Here is a 26273-nt window from a genome sequence, read left to right as displayed (position 1 = left end):
GACCTTGTGTTTCTACTTCTCAGCTGTCGTCTGAGTCGTCGCCGCCAGAAGGCGCGTTGCCGTTGCCGGACGGTGTGTTGCCGTCGTTCTTCTTCTCGCCGTCCTTCTTCTCGCCGTCCTTCTTGTCGCCGCCATCGTTGTCGGTGACGTTCTGATCGGGATCGGCACCCGCCTCGCCGTCCGGCTCGCCGCCCTCGCCAGCGGGAGGTGTCTGCCCGCCCGGGTTACCGGCGTTCTCATTGCCGGGTCCTGGCGTGCCAGGGTTCTGGTTCTCGGGGTCCGGGGCGCCTGGGTCGCCCTCACCGTTGCCTTCGGGGCCGGGAGTGGGATTGACCACCGGCTGGTTCGATTGCGGAACAACAGGATCGTTCTTCTTTGCGCCCTCGTCGTCGCCATTCGGCGGGTTGCCAGTGTCATCGCCGGCAGGGGGCACGACAGACTCGTCAGGCGTTGTTTGGCGAAGCGCAGTCACCTGCTGCCCCTCGTCGGCAGCTTCATCGTCCACTGGCTCTCCGGATGTGTCAGCCAGGCTGTACAAGGCGTTGACCGCGTTAGTCACCTGCAGTGTGTTCGCAGTGTGATTTGGCGGCTCGATATACGGCGTCGGCGCGACGATGTCGAGCCCCGACCAGTAGCGGACGACGTTCACGGGATATAGCGCGATGCTCACCACGCTCTTCGCGAACTCTTCGACGCCACGCTTGATCAGCGCAGGCTGCAGACCCACGATGCCGTCGATGATGTCGGTGACGACGAACAGGCTGGGCAAGTACGCACCGTAGCCAAGCTTCGGCAGTGGCGGCAGTAGGCCGCCCACGAGTCGAGTGAGATCACCGAAGTGCGCGAGTTCCAGACCGAACGGGATGTCGAGGGTCGGACGGCCCTTCAGGAAATCGGGGACGGTGAGCGCGCTCAGCCCGATAGCGTCTGCGCCCTGCTGGAGCAGTTCGACCAACGCAGAGTTGGCGGAGACTCGGCAGATGTGGTCTTCGCAGACAACTGTGCGCCCTGACGTCCAGACACCGTTTTCCCCAAGGTCCGGGTCTCGGAACATCTGGTACGGGTACAGCCCATGCTTGGTGAAGTAGCCAAGCAGGCCGTCGATCGCGCCGATGGGGTCATACAGCGGATCGGGCAGGTCGCAGATCGGATCACCGTCGACGCAGACCGACGTGACTCGCCCGTCGAGCGTCCCGAAGCCCGAATCCTCATCGTCGGTGCCGCGCGAGCCTTGCATCGTGAGACCGGGGATGACGCCGATCAACGACAGCTCGATACCCCGACCCTCTTTGTTGCCCGCTTGCCGGGGATCGGAATACAACTCACCCGAAATCTGATCCGCTTCGATGTCGACATACACGGGCTCAGCTACTCGCTCGCCGGCCTCATTGATGTAATTGCCATCTTTGTCGACGAGGACGCCCTGAACCTTCTTATTGTTCGCGTCGGCTTGGCCAATCTGAGACAACACGTCTCCCGCGACACGAGCACCTTGCGAGTAGCCCGTCACGACCACAGGTTTGCCCGAACCACACGAACTCTGATAGCTCGCGACCGCAGACCTGGTCGCCGCTTCACCCTGACTCACACTGTCGTCGTAGCCAGCGGCGCCAAGCGGCCACAGCGTCGTCGGGTAGTCCGCATAAATTATCTCGTAGTCTTTGGGATTGCCTTCGTCGTCGACGCCTTTGTATCGCGTGTCGTCATCCGCAGTGTCCGGCTTACCGTCAGGGCCGACGCCGGTGTATCGCTGCGTGACCCCGACGAGCCCCTTCGCATCGGGATCATTCGTCCCGCCAACAACAACCACTGCGCCAGCCTTGCTGCAGTCGTAGCCATTCTTGGTCGTTTCCTCTGCATACGCGACACCGCCCGGCAAGCAGTACGCAATCACCACCGCAAGCGCGGATACGAGCGCAACCAGCACGACGGCCGATCGGTGCGAGACAGAGAAGTTGGATGAGGGGGATCCGGCGGCGGCGACGGGCCGATCAGACATTAGTTTCAGTCTTTCGTCCAACCCGGGACGAAAGACTGGGGGCTGTCTGCCGATACCCGGGGCTGAGAAGATATTAGATCCGCGATCGCGAAACAGGAAATATAAGTAGCAAAGCTAACGATCTCGAACTGGGCTTTTGGGATGCAGATTCACACTGTTCACCCGGTCGGACTACAGCCCTCCAAGGTTCAACCCACCCCGAGCAGGAGGGTTCTCTCGGACAGATCCGCGTGTTATATCCTTGACGCCAGGTCATGAGCATCAGCGCCAAGCCCCGGCTCGCTGATCGGCAACCCTCCAACCGCGGTGGGGTGCTCCGGGTGATGACCGGGTTGTGGGACCGCGAAAGCGACTCCCCGGCAAGCGCGGGTCCGAAGGTCGGACCCCAACAGGGTCAATTCCCTGCCGACCGTAGAAAGAGATCATTCCCCCATGTCTGACGTAGCCAACGACGGCCAGAATCCAGCGGACAACTGGAGCTTCGAGACCAAGCAGATCCACGCCGGCCAGGGTCCCGACCCGGCGACCAACGCACGCGCACTGCCGATCTACCAGACCACGTCTTACACGTTCAACGACACCACCCACGCCGCCAACCTCTTCGGCCTCGCCGAACCCGGCAACATCTACACGCGCATCATGAATCCGACGCAGGATGCCGTCGAGCAGCGGATTGCCGCTCTCGAGGGTGGCGTCGCAGCTCTGCTGCTGGCGTCGGGTCAGGCCGCCGAGACCTACGCGATCCTCAACATCGTGGAGACCGGCGGACACGTGGTGTCGAGCCCGCGTCTGTACGGCGGCACCTACAACCTCTTCCACTACACCCTGCCCAAGCTGGGCATCGAGGTGAGCTTCGTCGACGATCCCGAGGATCTCGACTCGTGGCAGGCCGCCATCCGCGACAACACCCGCGCACTGTTCGGTGAGACCATCTCCAACCCGAACAACGAAATCCTCGACGTCGAAGGTATTTCCGAGGTCGCCCACCGCAACGGACTGCCCCTCATCGTCGACAACACCGTTGCCACGCCGTACCTGCTGAACCCGCTCGCCCACGGCGCCGACATCGTGGTGCACTCGGCCACCAAGTACATCGGCGGCCACGGCACCGCGATCGGTGGCGTGATCGTCGACGGCGGCACCTTCGACTGGCGCGTGCAGCGCGACGGTCAGGACCTGTTCCCCGGCTTCACCACCCCCGACCCCAGCTACCACGGCGCCGTGTTCGCCGACCTGGGCGCGCCCGCCTACGCACTCAAGGCACGCGTGCAGTGGTTGCGTGACACCGGTGCGGCCATCTCGCCGTTCAACGCCTTCCTGCTCGCGCAGGGACTCGAGACGCTGAGCCTGCGCATCGAGCGGCACGTGGCCAACGCCCAGCGCGTGGCGGAGTTCCTCAACGACCACGCGCAGGTCGAGTCGGTCGCCTACGCCGGCCTGACCAGCTCGGCCTGGTACGAGCGCGGCCAGAAGCTGCTCCCCAAGGGCCAGGGCGCGATCATCGGCTTCGAGATCGCCGGCGGCGTCGACGCGGGCAAGAAGTTCGTCGACGCGCTGACATTGCACAGCCACGTCGCCAACATCGGCGACGTGCGTTCGCTGGTCATCCATCCGGCGTCGACGACGCACAGCCAACTCGTCCCCGACGAACAACTGGCCGCCGGCGTCACCCCGGGCCTCGTGCGGCTCGCGGTCGGCATCGAGGGTATCGACGACATCCTCGCCGACCTCGAAACCGGATTCGCGGCAGCGAAGTAACGACAGACAGGAGTGTGACAGCGGTGTCGGTGAGCATCGACCGGCGGACGGAACAAGCCGATCAGCCCGACTGGGAGAACGCCCCAGACGGGCAGCTGATCAGTGTCCCGGTCGGGTCGATACCGCTGGACAGCGGCGAGCAGATCGACAACGTCACCCTGGCGTTCCAACGCTGGGGGACGTTGTCGCCGTCGCGCGACAACGTCATCCTCACTTTGCATGCACTGACCGGTGATTCGCATGTCACCGGCCCGGCCGACGCACATCACGCCTCCCCCGGATGGTGGGACGGACTGATCGGCCCCGGCTGCGCCATCGACACCGACGAGTGGTGCGTGATCTCGGCCAACGTCCTCGGCGGCTGCCGTGGATCCACCGGTCCCGCATCGCTCGACGCCGACGGGGTTCCGTGGGGTTCGCGCTTCCCCCAGATCAGCGTGCTCGACCAGGTCAGGGCCGAGGTCGCACTCATGGACCGACTCGGAATCCGCAGCGTCGGAGCGGTTCTCGGCGGTTCGATGGGAGGTGCGCGGGCTCTCGAGTGGGCAATCGAATACCCCGACAGAGTGCGCAGCGCACTGGTGCTCGCCGTCGGTGCACGAGCCACCGCCGACCAGATCGGCACGCAGACAACACAAATCGCCGCCATCAAGGCCGACCCGAACTGGCAGGGCGGTGACTACCACGCCACCGGTGCACAGCCGTTGACCGGCATGGGTATCGCGCGGCGCATCGCACATCTCACCTACCGCAGCGAGGTGGAACTCGACGAGCGGTTCGCGAATGCACCTCAGGGCGACGAAAACCCATTGGAGGGTGGACGTTACGCGATGCAGAGCTATCTCGAGCACCAAGCCGAGAAGCTCAAGGAACGATTCGATCCGGGCAGCTACGTCGTCCTCAGCGAAGTACTCAACCACCACGACGTCGGACGCGGACGCGGTGGCGTCACGGCAGCGCTCAACTCGTGTCAGGTGCCGACCATTGTCGGCGGCATCGACTCAGATCGCCTGTACCCGTTGCGGTTACAGGTCGAACTCGCCGAGGAACTCGGCAACTGCGTCGGCGGGCTGCAGGTCCTCCGCTCCGACAAGGGGCACGACGGCTTCCTCACCGAGTTCGACGCTATCAGCGACCTGCTCAAGCAGACGGTGAACCTCGCGCGCATCTGAGCCGACCGCCTGAGAGGTGAGGGGCCCTTCCGCTCCCTGAGGTGCTCGAGGCGCTAGCCGAGAGCCTCGAAGGGCAAGTGAGACAGAGCGCTTCGACGACCAAGGAGCGACGGTCACCAGGCCTTCGAGGTCCTCGCTAGCGCTCGTCGCACCTCAGGCAGCGATAGAAAGCGCCAGCAGCGGCGGCGGGCGGCCTCGACGCTCGTACATAGCCGGCGGAAGGGAAACTCAGCGCGCGGGAGTGGTACTCGGTGTGGTCGGCCCGGTAGGAGGCGTCGCCGATCGACTCGGCGCCTGACGCAGCGGCGACACCGGCGGAGGGGGCGGCGTCTTGGTCGTCTGGGGCAGAATCCCCGGCGGGAGCAGGCCCGGCGGTATGGTCGGCGGGGTACTGTTCGGCGGAAATGGCAACGAGGGCAACGGGAACGGCGACAACGTGCGCGTGGTGGTCGACTGTGTGGTGGCCTGCGTCAGCTCGGTGGTAGCCCAGCCCGGCGGGTCGGTCACCCCGGGTTGGGTGTAGGTCGGCGGGGGCACCGGCACGAACGTCGTCGGCAGGGTGGTGGTCGTGGTCAGTGTGCGCTCGGTGGTCGCCGGCATCGAGGTCCCCACGGGTCGGCTGACGACCGAGGACGTCGCGGGTAGCGGCGTCGGCTCGGGCACATTGTTTCCGGTGAGCGACGAACTCACCGCGTAGATCGTCATCATGGCAGCTGCGAGAATCGCGCCTGCCACGGCAAGTGGTGTGGTGGACAGCCATTCGCGATCTCGGCGACCGCCGATGAACGCCAGCCGAGCGACGCCGACCCGGTTGTATTGCGCGAGGAGCGCGGCGCCCGTCGCCGAGGCCAGCTCTGGCGACGCCGGCCGGATGACCTCGAGGCCGGAGTCGTCGGCCATCCCCTTGATGACCGGCAGGTTCGCCAGACCACCGACGAGGACGACCGCCTCGGGCGCGCCCCCGTTCAAGGCTGCGTCGGAGATGTATTTGCCCAACACCTTTCGCGCCTTGTCGACCATGGGCGTGGCAGTACGTTCCACCGTCGACGCCGACAACGACAGTCGCCCTGAGCCGTCGGCAAGTGTCACCGACGACGCCCCGGGTTCGGCTGAGCCGTAAACGATTTCCTCTTTGGCCGTGCGGCACGCGCTCAACAGCGCACTCCGGCCGACCCGACCGCGCGGCACCTCGGTCCCCGCAGCGCCATCAGACACCGCGTCGGCGAGCGCCCGGTCGAGTTTCCGACCGCTCATCACCTCGGAGCGCGACAGGCCCGACACGCGGCCGTTGTGAGGGTCGACGGTGTACATGGACATCCCGGTGTCCCCGGCGTCGACCACCACCACCGAGCCGAAACGGTCGATCTGCCCGGTTTCGGACAGATAGGCCACCGTCGACTCCTCTTCGGGAACCAAGCGAACCTGTCGACGCTTTCCGCTGCCACGTGAGCGCAGGCGGCGTCGTTGGCTGCCTGTCCGGGCGGTCACACCGATCGGGCCCACCCGCAGTTCCGCGTCGCGCGCCGCGGCGAGCATCAGATCGACGCCGGCGTTCACGCGGCCGGCGGTGTCGAGGCCGTCGCTCTCGTCGACGTCGATGACTCGTGACTCGACCTCGCTGCGACCCACGTCGTCGTGCGTGACCAGGACGACGTGAATCATGCCACTACCCGCAGAGACGCCCATCGACGTCGATGCGCCGATCAAGTCCGGGTCTCGGCTCGTTGGCGAAGTGATACTGCTCCCCTGGTGGTCGGTTGCGCTCACCGCGGATCCTGTCGGTCGTCGAACTCGGCGACAGCACGCGGATAATGCCTGGTCGCGCGACCGGAACACACCCCAAGGTCACGCTCAGGTATCTATTGTAATCAATTCGTGCCCAACGAGTCGATCGACGTGGCCAGCCAGAGCATGAGACCGCCCACACTTGCCATGGCCACGACGTCGAAAGGTTTACCGCGAACCTGCAGCAATCCGGCCCGCGACGACGGGATAAGAGCCCGCAGTACGGCACCGACCAGCAATGCTGCGCCGAAGACAAAAGACCCTCGCCGCCAGCGGTCGAACAGGACGAGCAATGCCGCAGCAACCACGCCTGCCATGACGAGCAGGTACGGAATCTGGATGAGATACGAACGAATCCGCCGCGCATGCCGTAGCTGCTCGACGCGGGGGTCCGTCCGGGCGCTCATCGCCGGCCTGTCCCCTGCCCGGCGAGGATCGCCTCGGCCCGTTCCACGACGTTGACGAGGAGGAATGCGCGGGTCAGCGGTCCCACGCCACCGGGATTCGGGGAGACGAATCCGGCGACCTCCCAGACGTCGGGGTGGACGTCACCCACCAGGCCGGCGTCGGTGCGGCTGACGCCCACGTCGATCACTGCGGCACCCGGTTTGACCATGTCGGCGGTGATGAGGTGGCCGACACCTGCCGCGGCGATCACGATGTCGGCCCGCGACACCTCGGCGGCCAGGTCGCGGGTTCCCGTATGGCAGAGCGTCACCGTCGCATTCTCACTGCGCCGGGTCAGTAGCAGACCGATCGGCCGACCGATGGTCACTCCGCGGCCGACGACCGTCACGCGTGCGCCGGCGATCGGGATGTCGTAGCGGCGCAGCAGGTGGATCACGCCACGCGGAGTGCACGGCAGCGTCGACTCCTTACCGAGAACCAGGCGGCCCAGATTGATGGGGTGCAGGCCGTCGGCGTCCTTCTCGGGATCGATGCGCTCGAGGGCGGCGTTCTCATCGAGATGACGCGGCAGTGGCAGCTGCACGATGTATCCGGTGCACGTGGGATCGGCGTTGAGCTCGTCGATCGCCGCGTTGAGCTCGTCGGTGGTGGCATCCTCCGGCAGGTCCTTGCGGATCGATTCGACGCCGATCCGCGCGCAGTCGGCGTGCTTGCCCTTCACGTACGACTGTGACCCGGGATCATTGCCGACCAGGACCGTCCCCAGCCCGGGGAACACGCCTGCGGCCCGCAGCTTGTCGACCCGTTCGGACAGATCGGCAAAGATCTCGTCGCGGGTGGTCTTGCCATCGAGTCGTATCGCAGTCACGCCGGACATTCTTCCACCCCGAGCGAAGCACTATGGTCGGACGGGTGGCAGTCAACCTCGGAGCAGTGATGGCGGCTCGGTTGCGGATCGAGGGCCGGCTGCGTCGGACACCGATTCTCCGAGCGCCGATGGAGACCGTCAACGGCTCGGTCGAGGTGGCGTTCAAGCTCGAGTATCTGCAGCTCGGCGGATCCTTCAAGGCTCGCGGGAGTCTCAACGCCGTTCTCGCTGCCCGCGAATCGGGCTTGCTGTCGTCGGCCGGTGTGGTGGTCGCCTCGGGTGGCAACGCCGCGATCGGGGCGGCCTGGGCAGCGCGGCTGGTCGGCGCGTCGTGCACGGTCGTCGTGCCCGTCACCGCTCCGCAGGTCAAGGTCGACACGCTGCGTGCTCTCGGCGCGGACGTGCACCTCGTCGGCGATCGGTATGCGCAGGCCGCCGAGGCCGCGCACGCGATGGCAGACGATCGCGGCGCACTCAGACTCCATGCCTACGACCTTCCCGACATCGTCGCCGGTGCCGGCACCATCGAACTCGAGATCGCCGACGACCTCGACGGTCCGGTCACCACCGTCGCCTGCGTCGGCGGCGGCGGGCTGCTCGCGGGTCTGACAGCAGCCCTACGGCCCGGCGACCGGGTGATCGGGGTCGAGCCGGTCGGGGCGTCGTGCCTGCATCAGGCACTCGCTGCGGGAGTGCCGGTACCGACGGAACTCGACAGCGTCGCCGCCGATTCCCTCGGCGCCACCGAGGTGGGCGACATCTGCTGGGATCTGGTGTCCGGCAACCGGCAGGTGTCCAGCGTCATCGTCACCGACGACGACATCATCGCCGCACGTGCGCAACTGTGGCGCGACCACCGCATCCTCGTCGAACACGGCACGGCCTCGTCGGTCGCCGCGATCATGACCGGACAGGTTCGGCCACAAGCGGATTCGACGCTGTGTGTCGTGCTGTGCGGGGCGAACACCACGCTTGGCCCCTAACGCTCAGCGACCTCCCAGAATGCGTCGATGGCCTTGGCAGCTTCAGAGCGCAAAGTCGTTGGTGTCAGCGAGTTCCCGATCGAGGAACTCCCCAACGAGAAAGGCCAGTCAATGCCGACTCCCCAGCCGAAGAACAACAACCGTCAGCCCCAGCAGCCGAACCGTCGTCGTCGCCGTGTGCGCCGCTACGATTCGCGCAACCGCCGGTGGATCTGGACCTGGCAGTGACGCTCTTCTGACACCCGCATCTCTCTCCTTCGTGTGGCCCCGTCGAACCTTCGGCGGGGCCACTCGGCATGACAGCCACTACCGGTGCGGGCTCCTACCGCTCCCTGAGGTGCGAGCTTGCGAGCCTCGAGGGGTCGTGGTGAGACAGGTTAATTGGGCGGCCAGATAGCGACGGTCACCAGGCCTTCGAGGCTCCTCGCTAGCGCTCGTCGCACCTCAGGCAGCGGAAGTTTTGGGCCCAGATTTATCCAGGCTCAGCCAGCGGGAGGAGGGCTCCGCGCATCTCGGCCGGCGGAGAGACGTAGATTCACCGGTACACGCTCGACACAAAGGATGGCCCGCTTGTTCCGCATCATGTTCTATCAGCCGTGCATCCCGCCGAACACGGGCAATGCCATCCGGTTGGCCGCCAACACCGGGTGCGAGCTGCATCTGATCGAGCCGCTCGGATTCACGATGACCGACGCCCAGGTCAAGCGGGCCGGGCTCGACTATCACGAGATGGCCACGGTGACAGTGCATCCCAATCTGATCACGGCGTGGACCACACTGAAGCCGGAACGCGTGTTCGCCTTCACCGCACATGCCGAACGCTTCCACACCGATGTCGACTACGCACCCGGCGACGTCCTGCTGTTCGGCCCCGAACCCACCGGCCTACCCGACGAGGTCCTCGCCGAGCCGGAGATCACCGATCGCGTGCGGATCCCCATGCTGGCCGGACGCCGCTCCCACAACCTCGCCAACGCGGCGAGCATCGCGATATACGAGGCCTGGCGTCAGCACGGCTTTCGCGGAGCGATCTGAACTCCGGGCAACCCCAGAGTGAATTCTGTTGATCGAGAGCGTGATTGACACTCAGCCAACACGGAAGCGCTTGGTGCGGGCGGTTGCGCCGCCCACCAGTGCGACCTTGGTCTTGGGTACGCCGAGGTGCTTGGCGAGCAACTCCGCCACAGCCTTGTTCGCCCGGCCCTCCAGGGCCGGTTCGCGGACGTAGATGGTGACCGATCCGTCAGGCCCGGTCTCCACCAGCGGCCCCTTGCGGCTGTTCGGCTTCACCGTCACCACCACCTGCTGCGGCATAACTCCCCTTTCAGTGCCAATCCCTGGACCTCGTCCCCACACGAAGATCCATGCGCTGCAGTCGATCTGCAACCACAGTTACTGCACCCTCCGCATTTTGCACCTTGCCGCGGACGAGTAACGCCGACGCGGACTGCGCCAGCTCACGATATCTGGCCCACAGGCCCACCGAACAGACCACGTTGACCATCCCGGTCTCGTCCTCGAGATTGATGAACGTGACACCCGAAGCGGTTGCCGGTCGCTGCCGATGTGTCACTGCACCACCGACCACGACGCGAGAACCGTCCGGTACAGACAATAGCCTCTCGGCGGCGATCACTCCCATCGCCGCGAGTCGCGGGCGTAGGAACTGGGTCGGATACGACGTCGGTGTGATCCCGGTCGCCCATGCATCGGTCGCAGCCAGTTCGATATCGGACAAACCGGGCAGTGTGGGCGTCGCCGCAGCCGAGGCCAGCGGCAGCTGATCGTCGCGCACCGTTGCGGCGGCGCCCGCCTCCCACAACGCCTGACGTCTGCTGACCCCGAAGACGTCGAAAGCACCTGCACCGGCCAGCCCTTCGAGCTCCCGCGTCGTCAGCTCTGCCCGCCGCGACACATCGGTGATGTCGCGGTAGGGACCAGCCGTCCGCCCGGCGACTATGCGTTCGGCCACCTCGGTGCCCACACCACGCACACCGTCGAGTCCCAGACGCACCTCGAGCCCCTGATTCTCCAGCGTCGCGTAGGGCAGCGAGAGGTTGATGTCCGGACGGTGCACCGTCACGCCGTGCCGTCGCGCGTCGGCGACCAGTGTTTGCGGCGAGTAGAACCCCATCGGCTGCGCCCGCAGCAACGCCGCGCAGAACGCCGCCGGATGGTGCAACTTGAACCACGACGAATAGAAGACGAGCGATGCGAAACTCTGCGAATGACTCTCCGGGAAGCCGAAATTGGCGAAGGCGGCCATCTTCTCATAGACGCGGTCGGCGACGTCGCCGGTGATGCCGTGTAATTCTCGCATACCGTCGTAGAACCGTCTGCGGAGCTGTTCCATCCGCTCCGGCGAGCGTTTGGAACCCATCGCCCGACGCAACTGGTCGGCCCCCGCGGCGTCGAACCCCGCGACGTCGACCGCCAACTGCATGAGCTGCTCCTGAAAGAGCGGTACCCCGAGAGTGCGCTCGAGCGCCTTGTTCATCGACGGATGCTCGACGGCGGGTTTCTCAAGTCCGTTGCGCCGCCGGATGTATGGGTGCACCGAGCCGCCCTGGATGGGGCCGGGGCGGATGAGTGCCACCTCCACCACCAGGTCGTAGAAGGTGCGTGGACGCAGCCGCGGGAGCGTGGCCATCTGGGCACGTGACTCCACCTGAAACACCCCGACAGAGTCTGCGCGACAAAGCATTTCGTACACGGCGGGTTCGGTCAGGTCCAGCTTGGCAAGATCGACCTCGATGCCCTTGTGTTCGGCGAGCAGATCGATCGCATAGTGCAGAGCCGACAGCATGCCCAGTCCGAGCAGATCGAATTTCACCAGCCCGATCGCGGCGCAATCATCCTTGTCCCATTGCAGGACGCTGCGATTCTCCATCCGAGCCCACTCGGTGGGACACACGTCGGCGATCGGACGGTCGCAGATCACCATGCCACCGGAATGGATGCCCAGATGCCTTGGCATACCGAGGATCTCACCGGCCAGTTCCGTCACATCGTCGGGGGCATCCTGTGGCGTCCGGCTCCACGCATCCTGCTGGCCGGTGCCATATCCGAGCGCGCGCGCCATGTCCCGGATCGCCGATTTACCCCGGTAGGTGATGACATTGGCCACCTGGGCGCTGAAATCACGGCCGTAGCGCCGGTACACATACTGGATGGCCTCTTCACGACGGTCGGACTCGATGTCGACGTCGATGTCGGGAGGCCCGTCGCGCTCCGGTGAGAGGAACCGTTCGAACAGCAACTTGTTGGCCACCGGATCGACGTTGGTGATGCCCAGTGCGTAACAGACGGCAGAGTTCGCGGCACTCCCCCGACCCTGACACAGGATGTCGTTGTCCTTGCAGAAGTCGACGATGTCGGCGACGACGAGGAAGTAGCCGGGAAAGGTGAGCGTCTCGATGATGGCCAGTTCGTGTTCGATCTGCCGATACGCCTGTGGATGCTCGGTCGGGGTGCCGTATCTGCGACGAGCCCGGGTCATCGTCATCTCTCGCAGCCAGCTGATCTCGGTGTGTCCGTCCGGGACGTCGAACGGCGGTAGCTCCGGCGCGATCAATCCCAGTTCGAAGGCGCAGTCGGCGGCCAGCCCGACCGCATTGTCGATGGCGTCACGGTGGGCCGGGAGCAGACGGGCCATCTCGTCGCCACTGCGCAGATGCGCACCCGCGACACCCGGCATCCAGCCGGCGATGGTCTCGATGTCGGTGCGCGCACGCGCTGCCGCCATGGCCATCGCCAGCTTCCGGCGCCGCGGACCAGCGAAGTGCGCGCCGGTGGTGGCCACCGTCGTCACCCCGACCCGCCGCGCGAGGCCGGCGAGCACCGCGTTGCGATCGTCGTCGTCGGGCAGCCCGGCCGCGGTCAGTTCCACGGCCACGTCATCGCGTCCGAAGCGTTGCACCAGATCGCTTAGCGCAGCCTCGGCCGCCGACGCACCGCCCCGGTCGAGAGCACGGCGCACCGCGCCCTTGCGACAGCCGCTGAGGATCAGCCAGTGACCACCGGCCGCAGCGGGCAGTGCGTCGCGGTTGTACCGAAGCAACCCCTTCTCCCCCGCGACCATGTGCGCGGCCGCGATCGTCCTCGACAATCGGCGGTATCCCTCGCTGTCGCGGGCGAGCACCAGCAGATGCTCGCCGGGCGGGTCGTTGTGCCCGGTCCGGGCGACGTCGGGTTCCAGCGACAATTCGGAGCCGAACACCGTCGGCATCCCGAATTCCCTTGCTGCCTCGGCAAAGCGGACGAGTCCGTAGAAGCCGTCGTGGTCGGTGATGGACAGGGCACGCAGATCCAGCCGCTGCGCCTCGGTGACCATCTCCTCCGGCATCGACGCGCCATCGAGAAAGCTGTAGGCACTGTGCGCATGCAACTCGGCATACGGCACCGACGATGCGATGCGGGCCACCGGGTCGGGCTGGTATTTCCCACGTTTGCGCGACCACGCCGGACTGTCGTTACCGTCGCCGGAGTTGTCACCGGGGCCGAACGCCTCCCCCGGACGCCCATGTCCGCGAGCGCGCCCCGACAGTACCCGTTCCATCTCCGACCAGGTCGGAGGACCTTGATCCCAGCCCACCCAACCAGTGTATCGAACATATTTTCGATAGACGATGGGGTCCTAGTCGTGCTCCCGACCGATTCTCGCCACGCACAACAGTCCCAGTTGCCGCCAGGTGGCCACACTGCACGCCGGCGGCGGCTCCGATTCGCGCACCACACGCAACACGCGACGGAAGAACTCGCATTCGGAGATGCCGAACTCCACCAGAATGTCGCCGGCGCTACCGCCGCCGTACGGCAGCCAATGCAACGCGAATCGCAGCATGTCGTCGACCAGCGGCGGACGAGACACCTCGGGAGTGACCATGACACTTCCTTCAGCAGCGCGGCGACGACGCGGTGGCGAGCATCGGCAGATCGACCGCGTGGGCCATCGCCCGATAGCCCGCCAGGCTCGGGTGCAGGTTGTCGGGACTCGCGAACTCACTCCGCAGCACCGAAGGATTCGCCGGATCTCGCGTCGCCGCGTCGAAGTCGACCACACCGTCGGCCGATCGCTGCCCACGGATCCAGGCATTGATCTGCTGCCGATGGTGTTCACTCTGCGGATTGAGCAGCACCCCGTCGACCAGCGCGTTCGAGGCGGGTTTGATGGTGCCCAGCCAGATCTTCACGCCGGCACGATGCGCCTGGCCGATCGCGTCGCGGTAGCCGGCGATCATGCCATCGGCATTCGCGAACGGTGGCAAGCCCACATCGTTGATGCCTTCGAGTAGCAGCACGCCGGCGACGCCGCTCTGTTCGAGAGCGTCACGCCGGAATCTCGACAACCCGCGCGACCCCAGCAGCAGCGGTTCGCCACTCGTGAGGAGACGATTGCTGCCGATGCCCGCGTTGACCACCGAGATCGGGATGCTCGCCCCGATCAGCCGACGCTGGAGGCCATCCGGGTAGCGCCCCTGCCGGTCCGCCGCGTTGGGATCGGCGGGCACCGACAGCGGGGTGGCACCCACGAATCCGTCGGTAATCGAATCCCCAAAGGCCACAATAGATCTCGTTGACGCCGGAGCTCGCACATCGAGCGCGTTGACATAGAACCACGACTTGGTGGTCGACGTGTAGCCGGCCGCACTCGTTCGGCCGGTCGCATCACCTGCACCGGCACCGGTGTAGAACGATGTCGCGTTGGCGTTCCAATGCTTGGTCGGCGGGCCCATCGTGCCCGGTACGTGAATACTCACGGCCAGCGGCACAAACGCGCGCACCCTGAATACCACGGGGTCACTGACCACATCTGCACCCGCGGGAACGGTCACCGAGTTCTTGCCGCCGAAGTGGACGGCCACCGGCGTGCTCACGCGCGCACCGCGGAGTTGGGTCGCGACGGTCGTCCGACCGAACGTGATCGGCGACGACCCGAAACGGTTGGTCAATCGCACCCGCAGCACCTCGCCGCCGAGGTGTGGAGTCACGATCATGCGGAACGTCTGATTGCTCACCACCATCGGCACCGGTCCGGCCGACGCGTCGACCGGCGTCACCGAGTCGGTCGGGCTCATCGCCCAGGACGCAACGAAGTGTGTACCGGCACACGTGGGCACCGCCGACGCGATGGTCGACACCCGCGCCGGGCCCAGCCCCGAGGCGACCACCACGACACCGGCCGCAACAGCGACGACCCCTGCGCGCCACCGCGTCCGAACCGAAGAACTTCTACGCACCGAAACCACCTTTCGTGGTCTTGACTGTGGGACGAACGAAATGAGGCATCATCGAACCCTGTGTCGGATGAGCAGACCGAGGCCGGCGGCCAGGGCGAAACACGAGCGCGCCTGCTGTGCGCGGCGGAGCGGCTGTACGCCGAGCACGGCATCTCCGCGGTGTCGAATCGCCAGATCAGCAAAGAGGCCGGGCTCGGCAACAACTATGCGGTCGGCATCCACTTCGGCAGCCACGTGGAGCTGATCCGGGAAATCCTCACTGTGCACAATCGGCGACTCGACGAATATCGCAGCGCCGCACTCACTTCGCTCGGCTACATCAGCGATCTGCGCGACTGGCTGCGATGCATGGTCGCCCCCCACGTCGAGTACCTGTACGCGCTCGGCGTGCCCTGCCATTTCGCGCGCTTCTGCGTGCAGGTGACGACCGACCCGACTGTCTCCGAACTCGTCCTGCACGCGGGTGTCGTCGACTCGAAGCCTCTCGCCGAGACGGTGGCCGGCCTGTACCGCGTGTTGCCGATGATGCCCACCGACGTGCTCGACGCACGGAGCGCGTTCACCCGGCACCTGCTGCTGCACTCGCTCGCCGACGTCGAACGCACGCTCAACGACACCGCTGGTTCCCCACTGGAGGTTCGTGAGCAGGTGGATATCTTCGTCGACGCGCTCGTCGGCATCTGGTTGGCACCCATCACCAGCGAAACCTGAACGCAGTGCCGTTCTCGGAGTCACGACGCGCAATTCACCCATCAACCCCACCCGTGAGACGTGATGAAGGCCGATCACCCCCCACGTGGTGATCGGCGCCACTTGATAGTGATACGTCCCAATCCATAAGTCAAGTGACTTAGGATTGCAAGGGAGACACGCCTTAGAGGCGATGCCGAATCAGCGAGTCGAATCGCACGACGAGGGCCTGCTCAGACGCCCTGATGTGCTCGACGATCCCATTGACGGTCTGCAGTAGGTTCCGATCGCGATACCTCAGCCGGATCCCGAGATCCTCTTCCAGCTGAACGATCAGGTCCAGCATCCCGATCGAATCCAGACCGTAATCGGCGAGCGCCGTGGCGGGATCGAAGGCACTCGGCGGGATGGAGAGCACCTGCGAGACGCTGTGCCGTACCAGCATCTCCAGGTCATCCAGGCTGCGTTTCACGGCGTACCTTCCTGCGAGGTCGGGCGCATGTCACACGAGGCGGCGGCCAAACATGAGGCATCATGTGATTTGTGGTGGCAACGCGGAGCGAGCAGACAGCGGCCACCCGTGCGCTCCTGCGGACGACTGCCGAGCGTCTCTACGCACTGCACGGCATCGACGCGGTATCCAGCAGGCAGATCAGCAAGGCTGCGGGCCAGCGGAACAACTACGCCGTCGGCCACCATTTCGGCGACCGAACTGGCCTGATCAGCGCGATTCTGCGGAATCACAACTCGAAGATCGAAGAGTGCCGGCTCCGCGAACTCGACCGACTGCCCGCGCGACCCTCCATTCGCGATTGGATTCGGTGCCTGGTCCGCCCGGAGATGGAGTACCTCGGCAATCTCGGCGAACCGTCGCATTACGCTCGCTTCTGCGCGCACGTCGACGCCAACCCGGCCACCACGCCACTGCTGTACGCCTCCGTCGACGAGTCGACCGCCCTGACCGACGCGCTGCAGGGGTTCTTCGCTGCGCTGCCCACCCTGTCGGACACCATTCTCAGCGCACGCATCACGATGAGCCAGCACATGACGGTCTACACGCTTGCCGAATTCGAGCGCTCCCTCGACGACCCCGACATCACGTCCGGCCGACGAGCCGGTGCCTGGTCGCACCATTGCGAAACCCTCGTCGACGCAACCGTGGGCCTGTGGCTGGCGCCGACCACGCATCACTGACCCCCTTATCGATGAACGACGTACTGTGGGTTCGCGACCACTCCCCGACCGTGAGTCATATGACTTGAGCATAACTCGACTGATGGCAGAGTCGATGATTTCGGCACATTGCCATCGGCCAATGTAAGTGTCACCCTGAGTGACAGACAGATCCAGCTTCGACAGAGATGGACACCCCACATGCCGAACTACTTCATCACCGGTGGCAGCGGATTCATCGGCCGCCGCGTCATCGAGCGCATACTGACCGTCGACAGCACCGCCACCATCCACGCACTGGTTCGTGAGGCATCGCAGTCGCGATTCACCGAGATGCTCGCCGACCTGCCCGGCTCCGACCGCGTCACACTCGTGGTCGGCGATCTCACCGCCCCCGGCCTCGGAATCGATGCGACGAGCATCACCGACATCGACCACGTCGTGCATCTGGGCGCTATCTACGACATGGCAGCCGACGCCGACTCCCAGCATGCCGCCAACGTGGAGGGCACGTCGCGTGTCGCGGACTTCGCTGTCGCACATGACGCTTTGTGCCATCACATTTCGTCGATCGCCGTCGCCGGAGATCACCGCGGGGTCTACACCGAGGACGACTTCGACACCTGCCAAGGATTCCCGTCGCCCTATCACCGCACCAAGTTCGAGGCCGAACGCGTCATCCGGGAACGAGAAGGTCTGCGCTGGCGCGTGTTTCGCCCGTCGGTGGTGGTCGGGGACTCCCGGACCGGCGAGATGGACAAGATCGACGGGCCGTACTACTTCTTCGGCCAACTCGCGCTGCTCGGCCGACTGCCGTCGGCGCTGCGACTCCCGATGCCGGACCTGGGCATGATCAACATGGTGCCGGTCGACTACGTCGTGAACGCGATCGTGGCGCTCCTCGACGTCGAACCGGATCGGAGTGGACTCGTCTTCCATCTCAGCGATCCGCAGCGTCGCACCATCACCGACATGTACAACGCGATCGCGCCAGGATTGAACGCGCCCAAGGGATTCAACGTCATCCCGAATCGCTTCGTCGAACCCGCGATCGCGCTGTCGGGCGTCGGTCCGCTGCGAGTGGGACGTGACCTGGTGGCCGCCCAGCAGGGCATTCCGCCCGCGATTCTCGACACGATGTCGTTGCCCGTCGACTTTAGATCCGAGCACACCGCGTCGGTCCTGCACGAGCACGGCATCTGCCAGCCCGACCTCGACGACTACGGCCCGCGATTGTGGCGCTACTGGGCCAAGAACCTCGACCCGCGCCGCAACCGCCGCACCGACCCGCGCGGACCACTTGTGGGCAAGAACGTGCTCATCACCGGCGGCTCCACCGGCATCGGCAAGTCCACCGCACGGATGTGCGTCGCACGTGGGGCCAATGTGTTCATCGTCGCCCGCGGCGCCGACGAACTCGATTCCGCGGTCGCCGAACTCAACGCCACCGCGAGCAAGAAGGGTATTCCACCGGGCCGGGTGGTGGCCTACCAATGCGACATCACCGACTCCGAGGCAGTCAACGCGCTCGTCAAAACGATTCTCGCCGAACATGATCACGTCGACGTGCTGGTGAACAACGCGGGCCGTTCGATTCGCCGGGCAACGCTGAACTCGGTGGACCGGCTGCACGACTACCAACGCGTGATGGCCGTGAACTACTTCGGTGCGGTGAACCTGATCCTGGAATTGCTGCCGCACATGGTCGCGCGGCAGTCCGGGCACATCGTCAATGTGACGTCGATTGCCGTGCAGTCTCGCGGGCCCCGCTTCGGTGCGTACGCCGCGTCAAAGGCTGCGCTGGAGGCGTTCAGCGATGTCACCGGGACCGAAACCCTGTCCGATCACGTGAGCTTCACCAATGTGCGGCTGCCGCTGGTGCAAACCCGGATGATCGCGCCGACCGAAGCCTACGACAATCAGCCGGGCACCTGGAACGTCGACAAGGCCGCGAGCCGGGTACTCGACGGCATCCTCCGACGACCCCAACACATCAACTCGACGCTCGGCACCATCGCCGAGATCGGACGGCGCCTGACACCCGCACTGACGACGCGTGTTCTGCATCAGGAGTATCTGATGTTCGGCGAATCCGATGCCGCACTGGGCAAGTCGCGGAGTTGACCCACCTGATCGCGGGCTACTCGTAGACCCCCTCGACGACCCAGCCGCCGGAACGGTAGCAGAGCAACAGCGCCCGGGAATCGTCGAGCAGGACCTGAGCACGGGCGGTGATGCCGGCCTCGTCGGTTCCGCTCGGCCATGGGCCGGCCCACCAGCACAGTTCCCAGGCTGCGCCGCGGCCGGCCGGATGCCGGCCGATCCGAACGAGCCGCACCGTGGCCGGCTCCGCGGTGAATGCTCCCCGTCCGGTCACCGAAACCGGTTGTCCGACAGCATCCAGCACGAGAATCTCGGTCTCCGCCAGAACCGCGGGGGCGGGTTGCGGGAGCCGACCAGGCCACGGCGCGTTCGGATCCCGGCTCGGCACCCGCTCATCTCCCAGGGTCACCATGGTGATCCGTTCCGCCGGTCCCCTGCCCCCGCTGAGCACCGGAACCTTGACCGCATCACCACCGAGGATGCCCTGAATGCGCACCAGGGATCGGCGGGCCCGTTCGTCGGCCTCCGCGTCACCGCCACCGAGATCATATTGGAGGGCACCGGCATCCACGAGTTCCACCGGTTCCAGCCGCAGAGCGGCGATCGGCGAATCAGGCCGGTCGGCCGCGCTCCGACCACGACCACCGGTCAGCCAGCCTTCCAACTGCCATCGGATACGATCCGCGGTCGCATCCGGAGTCAACGGCTGCGCACATCGCCAGGTTCGCGAATGCCGCTGTCCACGTTCAGTTGTCGCCTCAATGGCCAGTCGAGTACAGGCCACCGACGCATCGAGCAGACGGCGATGCAACTTCTCGGCCAGGTGCCGACCGAGGAAGGCCGCGGCATCGACCCGGTCGACGGGCGGGTCACAGGCATGCTCGATGATCACGTCGAGCGATTCCCGGCGACCCGACGGCACCCGTCCCGGTTGCGCATTGGCCAGCCGGTGCGCAACCACCGCATCCGCGGAGAAGCGTGATGCGACGTCGGTGGCCGACAACGCGGCAAACGCACCGATGGTGGATATTCCCAAGCGCCGCAACAAATCCACCAGTTCGGTCCGGGTCGGATCGCTCAGGCTGGGCTCCACTGCCAGATCCGCGACGGGCAGCTTCGCGAGGTAGTGGCCGTCCCCGCCCGGCTCGACTTGCTGTCCGCGCCGAGCCGCGAGTACCGCGGTGAACAGTTCGTCGGCGATACCGACCTGGGATTCGACCCCGCAGGCCGACACCGCGTCGACCACCTCCTCGGCCATGGTCCCTTCACCGCCGAAGTAGCGGACAGCGCGATCACCGGGCACCACCAGGAGCCCCGGGCGCAGCACTTCCAGGGTGGGCACGATCTCGGCCACCACCGCAGCGACCGGTTCGAAGAACCGCCCGTCCCGGTTCTCGTCCGCGGCCACCAGCGTCATCTCCGGACATGCGGACTGCGCCTGTCGTTTCCGCATGCCACGACGCACGCCCATCGTCCGGGCCGATGCCGAACAGGCGACCACGCGGTTGGCCGACAACACCGCGATGGGGTGTTGCGGTGGCAGATCGACCTCGGCCGCAGCAGCCGTCGCCGGCCAGTCCGGACACCACAGCGCCAGCACCCGCATCAGTTCGCCACCGCCAGTTCGTGTTGTGTCGTGGTGGCCTGCACCATCTCCACCCCCTGTGGGCGTGCCACCAGATCAGCCAGCACCGTTTCCGGACGACGCGAACGTCCGGAAACCGTTATCCGCAAACGCATCCCACCGATTCTTCCGAAACCGCACCGGATATCGGCAGGGTCGGCGAGACCCGGGCTGTGCCGATAGGTGAGGACCTCCGTGTCGATGTGGGTCTGCGCACCCGGCCACCTACCACCCACCACGAGCAGAACCGACGACTGTTTACGCGCCCGGCCCATCACCACCCGACTGCGCGACGGCGCGACATCGAGACCACCGGCGCCCAGCACCACCAGGTCCATGCCGTCGAGCAGAACCGCCGCCACCTCGACGGGGTCGGCGCCGGGCAACGGCACCGTTGCGATTCTCGACAGATCCGCGCCCATCTCCGCCGCGGACAACAGACCCAGCCGGGGCAGCCCCACGATCCCCACCTGACCACCGGCGCGGGTCACCTCGGCGATCACCGCGATCAACACCGAGTTCATCCCATCCAGACAGGCGACCGTTCCGCGGGCAATTCCTTTGTGCGGCAGAACTTCCGACAACGGCGAGGGCATCGGCAACGCACCCTCCACCGGGTCGGCGACGTCCACCGCATGCTGATCCGGTTGGCCGGACATCGCCGCCATCCGTTTGCGGAGCTCCGCAATCGGCGTACCGCTCACCACAGCGTCGCACCTTTGAGTTCAGTGACCGACATCGTCGAGTAGCCGAGCAACCGCGTACTGAAAGTAGGGGAAGAATCTTCGTCCCCTGGTTCTCGTGTCTTCCCCGAGAAAATTCTCGGGGAAGGAACCAAGGCTAGGGGAAGAGTTTCTTCCCCTAGTTTCTGCAGGAGGGTGAGATGTCGACGCCGGGTCTTCGAGGCTCGTCGCTTGTGCTCCTCGCACCTCAGACAGCGGTTGAGACGGCAGCGATCCGACACCGACGACATATCCATTGCACCCTCCAGATCCAGCGTGGTACTCAAGCGAGCCGGGAAGGTGCGCGCCATCGATCACTCGAACGTGTTTTCGATAATTCGATCGTAGAACCGGCCACCGACAACCGTCAACCGCAGCCGTCAGAACAGCGTCAGAGCCTGCTGCAACTCGGGCCTCGCCACCGGAGTGGCATCGGCGTCGTCGGCCGCGTCGCCGCGCATGCCGCCGGAACCGGCCAGACCGTGCCGAACCACCAGCGGACGCATCCGCTCACGCAACCACGACGAATACTCCGGCGTGACGTAGGCACCACGGCCGTACAGTCCGCGGTATCGGCGGACCAGCGCCGGATGCTCGGCCGCCAGCCATTCGAGAAACCACGGCTTGGTCGCGCCGCGCAGATGCATGGGGAACGCCGTCACCCCGGACGCTCCCGCCGCACCGATCGCCCCCAGCAACTCGTCCAGATGCGACGACGAATCGGTCAGATACGGGATGACCGGGGCGACCATCACGTGCGGGGCGAATCCGGCGTCGGCAGCCTCGCGGATGAGGGCGAGCCGCGCCGCGGGCGACGGCGTTCCCGGCTCGATCTGCTTCTGCAGGTCGGCGTCGAAGAATGCCAGCGAAATGCCGATGCTCACCGACACCTGCCCGGCAGCTTGCCGCAGCAGTGGCAGATCGCGGCGCAGCAAGGTGCCCTTGGTGAGGATCGAGAACGGGGTGCGCGACTCCGCGAGCGCCGTGATCACCCCGGGCATCAAACGGTAGCGCCCCTCGGCCCGCTGGTAGGGGTCGGTGTTGGTGCCGAGCGCCACCACCTCCCGCGTCCACGACCGACGGCGCAACTCCCGCCGCAGCACCGCTGCGACGTTCAGTTTCACCACCACCTGGCTGTCGAAGTCTCGACCGGCATCCAGATCGAGATACTCATGGGTCGGTCGCGCGAAGCAGTAGCGACACGCGTGCGTACAACCCCGAAAAGTGTTCACGGTGAAGTGAAATGGCAGATGCGACGCCTCCGGAACACGATTGAGCGCGCTCTTGGCGAGCACCTCGTGGAAGGTGATGCCCTCGAATTCCGGTGTCTGCACCGAGCGGACAAGACCCGATCGGGCAAACCCGGGAAATGCGCCGTCGTCGGCGTCGACCGACTGATCCGACCATCGCATAGCGCGAGTCGAACATACGTGCGACGCCGCTGTCAAGCGCGGCACACCGGCCAGGGCATGCGCACCCGGCCCGGCCGCTATCATCGCCCTATGTCCACCGAGTCCACCAATCGTCGCATGCCAGGTCCGCAGTACCTGGTGGCCGGACGATATCGCCTGCTGTCGCGCATCGGCGGCGGCGGAATGGGCACGGTATGGCTGGCGCGCGACCAGCTCCTCGACCGCGAGGTCGCGGTCAAACAGGTCGTCTCCACCGAGGGGCTCACCGAGGAGTCGGCCGACAACATCCGTCAGCGCGCGATGCGCGAAGGCCGCATCGCCGCGAAGCTCTCCCACCGCAACGCCATCGCGATGCACGACGTCGCCCTCGACCGTGGTGAACCGTGGCTGGTGATGGAGTACCTCCCATCGCGCAGTGTCGCCCAGATCCTGCATGCCACAACCACTCTGGATGTACAGGAGGCCGCGCAGATCGGCGCCCAGGTGGCCGACGCGATGGCCGAGGCGCACGCCGCGGGGATCGTGCACCGCGACATCAAGCCCGGCAACATCCTCATCGCCACCGGCGCACGCAACGCCGGACTGGTCAAGATCACCGACTTCGGCATCTCCCGCGCCAAGGACGACGTGACCCTCACCCAGGCGGGCGTCATCACCGGCACGCCGGCCTACTTCGCCCCGGAGGTCGCACGCGGTACCGAACCCGGCGAGCCGTCGGACGTGTACTCGCTCGGAGCCACCGTGTACACGATGATCGAGGGGCAGCCGCCGTTCGGTATCGACGAGAACTCGCTGGTACTCCTGCACCGCGTGGCCCGGGCCAGAATCAATCCCATGACCAAAGCCGGTGCGCTGCAGCCGGTTCTGCTCAGACTGCTCGAACCGAGCCCCACCCGGCGACCGACGATGGAACAGGCACGCGACCTGCTCGCCGGAGTGGCCGCCGGCAACCACCGGACCACGCAGCAGGTGCTGACCGGAAAGCTCGCGAAACCAGGTGGCGGCGTTCCGATCTGGGCGCAGTCCTCGAACACCCTGCCGCCGAGCACCATGCCACCCCGCACACCCACCGGCTCACACGCACCGGTCCACAATACCCCGGTGCGCAATGCTGCAGCCTACGCGCAGACGATGTCGACGCCTGCACCTTCCGGCGGCGTGTCACCGCACACTCCGCCACTGCCACCCAGCGGGGCCTATCCGCCGGCGCCACCACCGTCGTACCCGGGCGTGTATGCGCCTGTGCCACCTCGGAAGTCGTCGTCGAGCGGGCCACTCGCGGCCGCCATCTTCGGCTTCTTCGTGCTCCTCGCCATCGCGGCGGTACTCATCATCGCCATAGTGCGCTGAGCTCGCAGACGACCTGTTCAGCCGATGTGCCTCGTCGCCGCCCAGCGGGTCAGCGCGTTGCGGTTGGATTGCTGCGTCTTGCGTAACACGTTGGAGGCGTGGGTTTCCACCGTCTTGATCGAAATGAACAGCTCTTCGGCGATCTCCCGATACGTATAGCCACGCGCAAGCAGCCGCAGCACCTCGAGTTCGCGTCGGGTCAGCGAATCCAACTCCGGATCCAGCGGCGGTTCAGGCGCACTCGACTTACCGGTGAACGAATCCAGCACGAAGCCGGCGAGACGCGGACTGAAGACCGCGTCGCCGTCGGCCACCCGGCGTACCGCGTCGGCCAGTTCCGCACCGCTGATCGTCTTGGTCACGTAGCCGCGGGCGCCCGCACGGATTGTCGCGATCACATCCTCGGCTGCGTCGGACACGCTGAGTGCCAAGAAGACCGGGGCGTCGGAACCCATCGCGTCGACGACGGAGCGCAGCACGGCGACACCGCCGCCGGACGGCATGTGCACATCGAGGAGCACCACATCCGGTGTCGTCGCGGCGATCCCGGCGACGGCCTCGGCGACCGTGCCCGCTTCCCCGACCACCCGCAGACCCGACTCACCCGCCAGTTCGGCACGCACCCCGGACCGGAACACGGCGTGGTCGTCGACCAGGTAGACACCGCACACTCGATCTTGGGATTCCACTTGTCCAGCCACGTCGCTCATCGTGTGTGCCCGTCCTCCTGATCCGGTTGTCCACCCGTATCTTTCTCGTGTTCGACGCCCGCGTCGAGGCGTGGCACCACCAGCCGCACGTTGGTACCCCGGCCGGGCGTCGAATCGATGCGCACAGTTCCCTCGGCGCGTTCGATGCGAGCGCGGATCGACCGCGCGATGCCCTGCCGGTCGTCGGCGACCGCGTCGGGGTCGAAACCAGCGCCACGGTCGCGGATGAAGACCTCCACCTCGGGTTCGGTGATCTCGCAGTACACGTCGACCGTCCGCTCCCCAGAGTGCTTGGCCGCGTTGACCAGTGCCTCCCGCGTCGCCCCGACCAACGCTGCCCACCGCTTGGCGTCGGCGGTCTCCTCCGGACGCAGATCGCCGACCGTCACCACCTCGACCTCGATCCCGTAGGCGTCCTCAACTTCCGCGCCGACTCCGCGCAGTGCGGCGGCCAGCGAATCGTTGCGATGGGCCGGATCACCGAAAAGCCATGCACGCAGCTCTCTTTCCTGGCTGCGCGCCAGACGGGCGACCGCCTCCGGCTTGCCGGCCTGCTTCTGGATGAGCGCCAACGTCTGCAGCACGGAGTCGTGCAGGTGCGACGCGATCTCCTCACGCTCGGCGTTGCGAATGCGGGCGGCGCGCTCCTCGTTGAGCGCGCGCCACATCCGCATCCACAGAGGGACCGTCAACAGCACCACACCGATCAGGGTGGCCACCACGGCGAGGATCGTTGTGTTGAGCCCACCGAAGCTGCGGTTGCCCGCCAGGACCACCACCACAAGACCACCGATGACCAGGACCACACCGCCGATCAACCGGGTCCAGGTGAGTATCGGTGTGCGTGGCGCGGTTCGGGAGGTGTCGAATTCGCGCCATACCAGGCTGGCGCCGATCGCGATGAACACGAACGGAACCAAGTAGGCGGCCGGGGTGCCCGACGCGGCGAACCCCACCACCGCCATGGCCACCAGGCCGATCAACGCCAGGCCAAGCGACTGTCGGCGCACCCCCGGCGGCGGTGGCGTCGTGTCGTCGCCGGGCGGGCAGAAGAACCAGAGCAGTCCATAGGCGACCACACCTGCGCCCGCGAGTGCCGCCAGCACCACGAACACGATGCGGACGCGGAAGGCGTCCACGCCGAGATGGTCGGCGATGCCACCGGCAACACCGGCGATCACCCGCCCACCGTCGCGTCGCACCAGTCTCGGCGCAGCGTCGACCTCCACGTCACTCACCCTTCCGATACTGGCACGCGGGCACCGGTTCGACATCAG

At 66.1% G+C, this 26273-nt stretch carries 23 protein-coding genes and 1 riboswitch; of the genes, 9 read left to right on the top strand and 14 right to left on the bottom strand.

Annotated elements, in window-relative coordinates; translation table 11 throughout:
• Positions 1–19: 19 nt before the first annotated feature.
• Positions 20–1999, bottom strand: coding sequence for a cutinase family protein (locus MKW15_RS06150; protein WP_240856691.1), 1980 nt, complete (start codon positions 1997–1999; stop codon positions 20–22).
• 250 nt (positions 2000–2249) lie between these two features.
• Positions 2250–2371: riboswitch (SAM riboswitch) on the top strand.
• Between the two features lie 60 nt (positions 2372–2431).
• On the opposite strand from MKW15_RS06150, the gene MKW15_RS06145 reads away from it, so the two are divergent.
• Both MKW15_RS06145 and metX read left to right on the top strand, forming a co-directional pair.
• Complete coding sequence (locus MKW15_RS06145; protein WP_240856690.1) at positions 2432–3757, top strand: bifunctional o-acetylhomoserine/o-acetylserine sulfhydrylase; 1326 nt, start codon at positions 2432–2434, stop codon at positions 3755–3757.
• A 23-nt stretch (positions 3758–3780) separates the two neighbouring features.
• Entirely contained in the window at positions 3781–4929 is a 1149-nt protein-coding gene (gene metX, locus MKW15_RS06140; RefSeq protein ID WP_240856689.1) for a homoserine O-acetyltransferase MetX, read from the top strand.
• Between the two features lie 228 nt (positions 4930–5157).
• On the opposite strand, the gene MKW15_RS06135 is transcribed toward metX, so the two are convergent.
• The 3 genes from MKW15_RS06135 to MKW15_RS06125 all read right to left on the bottom strand — a co-directional run bounded on the left by MKW15_RS06135 (position 5158) and on the right by MKW15_RS06125 (position 7990).
• Complete coding sequence (locus MKW15_RS06135; protein ID WP_240856688.1) at positions 5158–6696, bottom strand: Hsp70 family protein; 1539 nt, start codon at positions 6694–6696, stop codon at positions 5158–5160.
• A 101-nt stretch (positions 6697–6797) separates the two neighbouring features.
• Positions 6798–7121 carry a DUF3017 domain-containing protein gene (locus MKW15_RS06130; RefSeq protein ID WP_240856687.1) on the bottom strand — a complete coding sequence of 108 codons (324 nt, stop codon included), beginning with the start codon at positions 7119–7121 and terminating at the stop codon, positions 6798–6800.
• Entirely contained in the window at positions 7118–7990 is an 873-nt protein-coding gene (locus MKW15_RS06125) for a bifunctional methylenetetrahydrofolate dehydrogenase/methenyltetrahydrofolate cyclohydrolase (protein WP_240856686.1), read from the bottom strand. Before MKW15_RS06125 ends, MKW15_RS06130 begins: the two co-directional genes overlap by 4 nt.
• 32 nt (positions 7991–8022) lie before the next feature.
• On the opposite strand from MKW15_RS06125, the gene MKW15_RS06120 reads away from it, so the two are divergent.
• The 3 genes from MKW15_RS06120 (at position 8023) to MKW15_RS06110 (ending at position 10008) form a co-directional block, all read left to right on the top strand.
• Positions 8023–8973, top strand: a complete 951-nt coding sequence (locus MKW15_RS06120; protein WP_374246540.1) for a serine/threonine dehydratase — start codon at positions 8023–8025, stop codon at positions 8971–8973.
• Positions 8974–9000: 27 nt separating this feature from the next.
• A complete protein-coding gene (locus tag MKW15_RS06115) occupies positions 9001–9201 on the top strand; it encodes a hypothetical protein (protein ID WP_240856685.1) in 201 nt (66 codons plus the stop codon).
• A 342-nt stretch (positions 9202–9543) separates the two neighbouring features.
• On the top strand, positions 9544–10008 hold the full coding sequence (locus tag MKW15_RS06110) for a tRNA (cytidine(34)-2'-O)-methyltransferase (RefSeq protein ID WP_240856718.1): 465 nt from the start codon (positions 9544–9546) through the stop codon (positions 10006–10008).
• Between the two features lie 51 nt (positions 10009–10059).
• Here the strand turns inward: MKW15_RS06110 and MKW15_RS06105 are convergent, their stop codons facing one another.
• The 4 genes from MKW15_RS06105 to MKW15_RS06090 are packed head-to-tail and all read right to left on the bottom strand — an operon-like array spanning position 10060 to position 15212.
• The gene (locus MKW15_RS06105) at positions 10060–10287 is read right to left on the bottom strand and encodes a DUF167 domain-containing protein (RefSeq protein WP_240856684.1); all 228 of its coding nucleotides are present in this window, start codon (positions 10285–10287) and stop codon (positions 10060–10062) included.
• Positions 10288–10297: 10 nt separating this feature from the next.
• Entirely contained in the window at positions 10298–13567 is a 3270-nt protein-coding gene (locus MKW15_RS06100) for an error-prone DNA polymerase (protein ID WP_240856683.1), read from the bottom strand.
• A gap of 42 nt (positions 13568–13609) precedes the next feature.
• Positions 13610–13858, bottom strand: coding sequence for a hypothetical protein (locus MKW15_RS06095; protein WP_240856682.1), 249 nt, complete (start codon positions 13856–13858; stop codon positions 13610–13612).
• Between the two features lie 10 nt (positions 13859–13868).
• Entirely contained in the window at positions 13869–15212 is a 1344-nt protein-coding gene (locus MKW15_RS06090) for a GDSL-type esterase/lipase family protein (RefSeq protein WP_240856681.1), read from the bottom strand.
• 60 nt (positions 15213–15272) lie between these two features.
• Here MKW15_RS06090 and MKW15_RS06085 point away from each other — a divergent pair, with 60 nt between their 5' ends.
• Positions 15273–15923: a TetR/AcrR family transcriptional regulator gene (locus MKW15_RS06085; RefSeq protein WP_240856680.1), complete on the top strand. Its 651-nt coding sequence runs from the start codon at positions 15273–15275 to the stop codon at positions 15921–15923.
• 163 nt (positions 15924–16086) lie between these two features.
• On the opposite strand, the gene MKW15_RS06080 is transcribed toward MKW15_RS06085, so the two are convergent.
• Positions 16087–16374, bottom strand: a complete 288-nt coding sequence (locus MKW15_RS06080) for an acyl carrier protein (protein ID WP_240856679.1) — start codon at positions 16372–16374, stop codon at positions 16087–16089.
• 74 nt (positions 16375–16448) lie between these two features.
• Here MKW15_RS06080 and MKW15_RS06075 point away from each other — a divergent pair, with 74 nt between their 5' ends.
• Positions 16449–17096 (top strand): TetR family transcriptional regulator, encoded by a 648-nt coding sequence (locus MKW15_RS06075; protein ID WP_308221016.1) that lies wholly within the window; start codon positions 16449–16451, stop codon positions 17094–17096.
• Between the two features lie 180 nt (positions 17097–17276).
• Positions 17277–19199 (top strand): SDR family oxidoreductase, encoded by a 1923-nt coding sequence (locus tag MKW15_RS06070; protein ID WP_240856677.1) that lies wholly within the window; start codon positions 17277–17279, stop codon positions 19197–19199.
• Between the two features lie 16 nt (positions 19200–19215).
• On the opposite strand, the gene MKW15_RS06065 is transcribed toward MKW15_RS06070, so the two are convergent.
• From MKW15_RS06065 to MKW15_RS06055, 3 genes are all read right to left on the bottom strand, one after another.
• A complete protein-coding gene (locus MKW15_RS06065; RefSeq protein ID WP_240856676.1) occupies positions 19216–20784 on the bottom strand; it encodes a DNA polymerase Y family protein in 1569 nt (522 codons plus the stop codon).
• Positions 20784–21470: a hypothetical protein gene (locus MKW15_RS06060; protein ID WP_240856717.1), complete on the bottom strand. Its 687-nt coding sequence runs from the start codon at positions 21468–21470 to the stop codon at positions 20784–20786. The genes MKW15_RS06065 and MKW15_RS06060 overlap by 1 nt, the downstream gene beginning before the upstream one ends.
• A gap of 434 nt (positions 21471–21904) precedes the next feature.
• On the bottom strand, positions 21905–22936 hold the full coding sequence (locus MKW15_RS06055) for an Rv2578c family radical SAM protein (protein WP_240856675.1): 1032 nt from the start codon (positions 22934–22936) through the stop codon (positions 21905–21907).
• A gap of 90 nt (positions 22937–23026) precedes the next feature.
• Here MKW15_RS06055 and MKW15_RS06050 point away from each other — a divergent pair, with 90 nt between their 5' ends.
• Positions 23027–24286, top strand: coding sequence for a serine/threonine-protein kinase (locus tag MKW15_RS06050; RefSeq protein WP_240856674.1), 1260 nt, complete (start codon positions 23027–23029; stop codon positions 24284–24286).
• A 17-nt stretch (positions 24287–24303) separates the two neighbouring features.
• Here the strand turns inward: MKW15_RS06050 and MKW15_RS06045 are convergent, their stop codons facing one another.
• Positions 24304–24996 (bottom strand): response regulator, encoded by a 693-nt coding sequence (locus MKW15_RS06045; protein ID WP_276614650.1) that lies wholly within the window; start codon positions 24994–24996, stop codon positions 24304–24306.
• On the bottom strand, positions 24993–26270 hold the full coding sequence (locus tag MKW15_RS06040) for a PspC domain-containing protein (RefSeq protein WP_374246533.1): 1278 nt from the start codon (positions 26268–26270) through the stop codon (positions 24993–24995). The genes MKW15_RS06045 and MKW15_RS06040 overlap by 4 nt, the downstream gene beginning before the upstream one ends.
• Positions 26271–26273 lie beyond the last annotated feature (3 nt).

The organism is Gordonia gummivorans (assembly GCF_022513585.1).
Lineage (GTDB): Bacteria > Actinomycetota > Actinomycetes > Mycobacteriales > Mycobacteriaceae > Gordonia.
This window is presented reverse-complemented; position numbering and strand designations above follow the sequence as displayed.